The organism is Halomonas sp., from assembly GCF_041689495.1.
In the GTDB taxonomy this organism is placed as follows: domain Bacteria; phylum Pseudomonadota; class Gammaproteobacteria; order Pseudomonadales; family Halomonadaceae; genus Halomonas.
This window is the reverse complement of sequence record NZ_JBDNGD010000025.1, coordinates 1-3,919: the sequence shown is the minus strand read 5'-3', so window position 1 is coordinate 3,919 and position 3,919 is coordinate 1. Positions and strand designations below refer to the sequence as shown.

At 63.5% G+C, this 3,919-nt stretch carries 3 protein-coding genes; all 3 read right to left on the bottom strand.

The window, feature by feature from the left end; all coding sequences use genetic code 11:
• On the bottom strand, positions 1-1,493 hold a 1,493-nt coding region (locus ACESMD_RS00685), incomplete at its 3' end, for a phosphoenolpyruvate carboxylase (protein ID WP_372609377.1).
• A complete protein-coding gene (mazG, locus tag ACESMD_RS00680) occupies positions 1,490-2,410 on the bottom strand; it encodes a nucleoside triphosphate pyrophosphohydrolase (protein ID WP_372609376.1) in 921 nt (306 codons plus the stop codon). The genes mazG and ACESMD_RS00685, both read right to left, overlap by 4 nt.
• A partial coding sequence (locus ACESMD_RS00675; protein ID WP_372609375.1) for a bifunctional (p)ppGpp synthetase/guanosine-3',5'-bis(diphosphate) 3'-pyrophosphohydrolase occupies positions 2,407-3,919 on the bottom strand: 1,513 nt, incomplete at its 5' end. The genes ACESMD_RS00675 and mazG, both read right to left, overlap by 4 nt.

Here is a 3,919-nt window from a genome sequence, read left to right as displayed (position 1 = left end):
CTCACTCGGCCACCGACCTCCTTCATCAGCAGGGCCACGGTAAGCACATCGGAGGGATGGGCGGCCATGGAGATGATGTAGGTTCCCAGGGCCTCCGGTTGCTCACCGGCGATGATGCGGAAGGTGTCGATGACTTCCCGCGATTCGGTGGAGCATTCCCAACGCCGGGGAATCAGGGGCCGGTTGGAATGCAGTTCCTCAAGCAGGAAGGCCTGGCGCTGCGACTCGTCCCAGTCACGGTAATGCCCCAGGGACAGGTAGTCGGTCAACTCCTCTATCACCTGGGTGTGGCGGCTGGCCTCCTGGCGAACGTCGAGCTTGGTCAGGGTGACGCCGAAAACCGCGATGCGCCGAAGGGTATCGAGCAGCGAGCCGTTGGCGATGGTGTCGAGCCCCACGTCGCACAGCGACCGGTAACAACTCAGCAGGGGCGCATAGAGCTGGTCGCGACTCTCGATGATTGCGCCCTCCTCCAGGCGCTGCCCCTCGAGCTCGGCCTTGGCCCAGTCACGGGTGTACTCGACGCGTGCCGCCAGTCGCTTGAGCAGTTCCCGGTAGGGCTCGGTGACGTCGCCCACGTCCGCCCTGAGGGCGCTATTGGCCTTCCACATCGACAGCTCGGACTTGAGTTTCTCGAGATCCCGAAGGTAGAGATCCGCGGCCATCCAGCGGCCCAGCAGCAGGACCTCACGAGTCACCCGGGCGGTCACATTAGGATTGCCATCCCGGTCGCCTCCCATCCAGGAGGCGAAACGGATGGGGGCGGCATCCAGGGGCAGGCGTTCGCCGGCCATCTCGATCAGCAGGTTGTCGAGGTCTCGGTGAAAATCGGGCACCGCATGCCACAGGGAGTTCTCGATGACCGCAAAACCCCACTTGGCCTCGTCCACCGGCGTGGGTCGCTCATGACGGATCTCGTCGGTATGCCAGGCCTGGCTGATCAGTTCCTCCAGCCTCCCCTTGGCACGAATATCCCGCTCGGGATAATCCAGTGAGGATTCGATGACGCTCAGGCAATCGTCGATGGCATCATATTTCTGGATCAGCGTCCGTCGGATTACCTCGGTGGGATGGGCCGTGAGGACCAGTTCCACGCGCATGTCGGCCAGGGTCTCCACCAGCTGGCGGGGGGAATGTCCCGACGAGCGGGCGCGCTCGAGTAGTTCGGACAGTACCGGCTGGGAGCCTGGCTTGTAGTCCTCGACCCGACGGAACCTGGCCCGGTAATGTTGTTCGGCGATATTGGCCAGGTTGAGGAATTGGTTGAAGGCTCGGGTCACCGGCAACAGGTCCCGCTCGGGCAAGCGACGCAGGTAATCGATCAGTTCCCGGCGGCTCTGCTGGTCACCCTGTCGCCCGCGCTTGGCGAGGGCGCGGATCGTCTCGATCCGGTCAACGAAGTGGCTGCCCAGATCATCGGCGATGGTGCGCCCCAGGCTGTCGCCCAGGATGCGGACATTGTCTCTTAGGGATTCGTGAAGGTCCTGGCTCATGGCTGACGGCCTCCTTGGACGAAGGGTGAAGATAAGGGCGCGGCAACACCGGAGACACCGTCGGACGGTGTCTCCCGAGTGACCTCACCACGCTTGGCGGCCTGCCAGTGGCCTTCCATTGCCTCGAAATCGGCATCCGGCATCGGCGTCCCGGCGGCCTCGAGGGCGGCCTCCATCGACCGGAAACGTCGCTCGAACTTGGCATTGGTGGTGCGCAGACACTGCTCGGGGTCGGCCTTCAAGGTCCGGGCGAGGTTGGTCACCGCGAACAGGAGGTCACCGACTTCCTCGATGGCGTGTGCCCGGTCATCCACCTCCAGGGCTTCCTCCACCTCGGCAAGCTCTTCGCGGATCTTGTCCAGCATCCCGTGCGCGTCGGGCCAGTCGAAACCCACCCGCGCGGCCCGCTTGGAGAGCTTGGCCGCCCGTAACAGGGCCGGCAGCGTGCGCGGAACGTCGTCGAGTACCGAATGCTGCCGGTCGTGGTGTACGGCGCGACCGGCACGCTCCGCCGCCTTGAGCGATTCCCAGCGCGAGTGGACCTGGCGGGTCTCCACCTCGGCGGCGGTGAGTCCCTCCCGGCGGGAGCTCAGGGTCCCGTCGGGAAACACATGGGGATGGCGGTGCAGCATCTTGGCCGTCAGCACGTGGATGACATCGTGGAAGTCGAAGCGCCCTTCCTCGGCACCGAACTGGGCATAGTAGACCACCTGAAACAGCAGGTCGCCGAGCTCGCCCGGGAGCTCATCGAAGGCACGCCGCTCGATGGCATCGGCCACCTCATAGGCTTCTTCCAGGGTATGGGGCACGATGGAATTCCACTCCTGCTTCACGTCCCAGGGACAGCCCTGGCGAGGATCGCGGAGCACAGCCATCAACTCGAGCATGTCCTCCAGGCCATGGCGATGTTCACTCATGTCTTCTTCCCCTTGCGTCTGGCGGGCTTTCCCGGTTGGCCACTTCCCCGCAGCCGCCGGACTTCGATGACATTGGACAGCTGCTGGATACGCGAGAAGAGGCGGCCCAGGGTCTCCAGGCCATCCACCTCCAGGGTGATCAGCATCCGGGCGATGCCATCCTCGGTATCGGTCAGGGTATTGACCGACAACACATTGACCTTGTCGCTGCTCAGCACCCCTGTGACATCACGCAGGAGGCCGGAGCGATCCCAGGCCTGGATCTCGATATTTACGGGATACTGGGTCCGCGCCTTTTCGCCCCATTCCACCTCGATGATGCGCTGGGGTTCGTCCATACGCAGTTGCAGGATATTAGGGCAATCCTGGCGATGCACGGTGACACCACGCCCCTGGGTGATGAACCCCACGATGGCGTCTCCCGGGACGGGGTGGCAACAGTTGGCCATGCTGGTCTTGAGGTTGCCCACCCCCAGAACGGTGATATCGCTCGCGCTCCCCTGGCTCACGTCCTTGCGAGGCTTGGCCAGCAGGCGATCGAGTTTTTCCTGGTCGTCGTGCTCACCGAACAGGTGCTGCGCCTGATGCAGGACCTGGCCGATGCGCAGGTCTCCGGCTCCCAGGGCCGCATACATGTCATCGACACTGGTGTAGTTGACCTTTTGCGCCAGGGCCTCGAGATCCATGCCATCGACATCCAGGCGTTTCATCTCGCGCTCGAAGAGGATACGACCCTCCTCGAGGTTCTGATCCCGGGCCTGGTGCTTGAACCAGGCCTGGATCTTGGCCCGGGCGCGGGAGGTCCGCACATAGCCGAGGCTCGGATTGAGCCAGTCGCGACTCGGCCCGCCCTTGCTGGCCGTCAGGATCTCGACCTGCTGGCCGGTCTTGAGCTTGAAGGTCAGCGGCACGATACGGCCATTGACCTTGGCGCCGCGGCAGCGGTGCCCGACTTCGGTGTGCACCCGGTAGGCGAAGTCGATGGGGGTGGCGATACGGGGCAGGTCGATGACATGGCCATCCGGCGTGAATACATAGATACGATCCGGTGCCACGTCACTGGTCAGGCCCTCGCGGATGTCACCGAAGTCACCCACTTCGTCCTGCCATTCCAGGACCTGGCGCAACCAGGCGATCTTGTCCTCGTAGCTGGAGCTACGGCCCCGGATGTCATGCCCCTTGTAGCGCCAGTGGGCACATACCCCCAGCTCGGCCTCCTCGTGCATGGCGAAGGTACGGATCTGGATCTCCAGCACCTTGTTCTCGGGGCCGAGTACCGCCGTATGCAGCGATTGATAGCCGTTCTTCTTGGGATTGGCGATGTAGTCGTCGAACTCGTTGGGCACGTGATGCCAACACGAATGCACCAGGCCCAGGACGGTATAGCAATCCGACACTTCGGGGACCAGGATGCGTACCGCCCGTACATCGTGGACCTGGGAAAAATCGATGTGCTTGCGTTTCATCTTTCGCCAGATCGAGTAGATATGCTTGGCCCGGCCATCGACG

Excerpts from the sequence above, each read along its gene's own strand:
- mazG (WP_372609376.1), bottom strand. The coding sequence starts at position 2,410 with ATGAGTGAACATCGCCATGGCCTGGAGGACATGCTCGAGTTGATGGCT.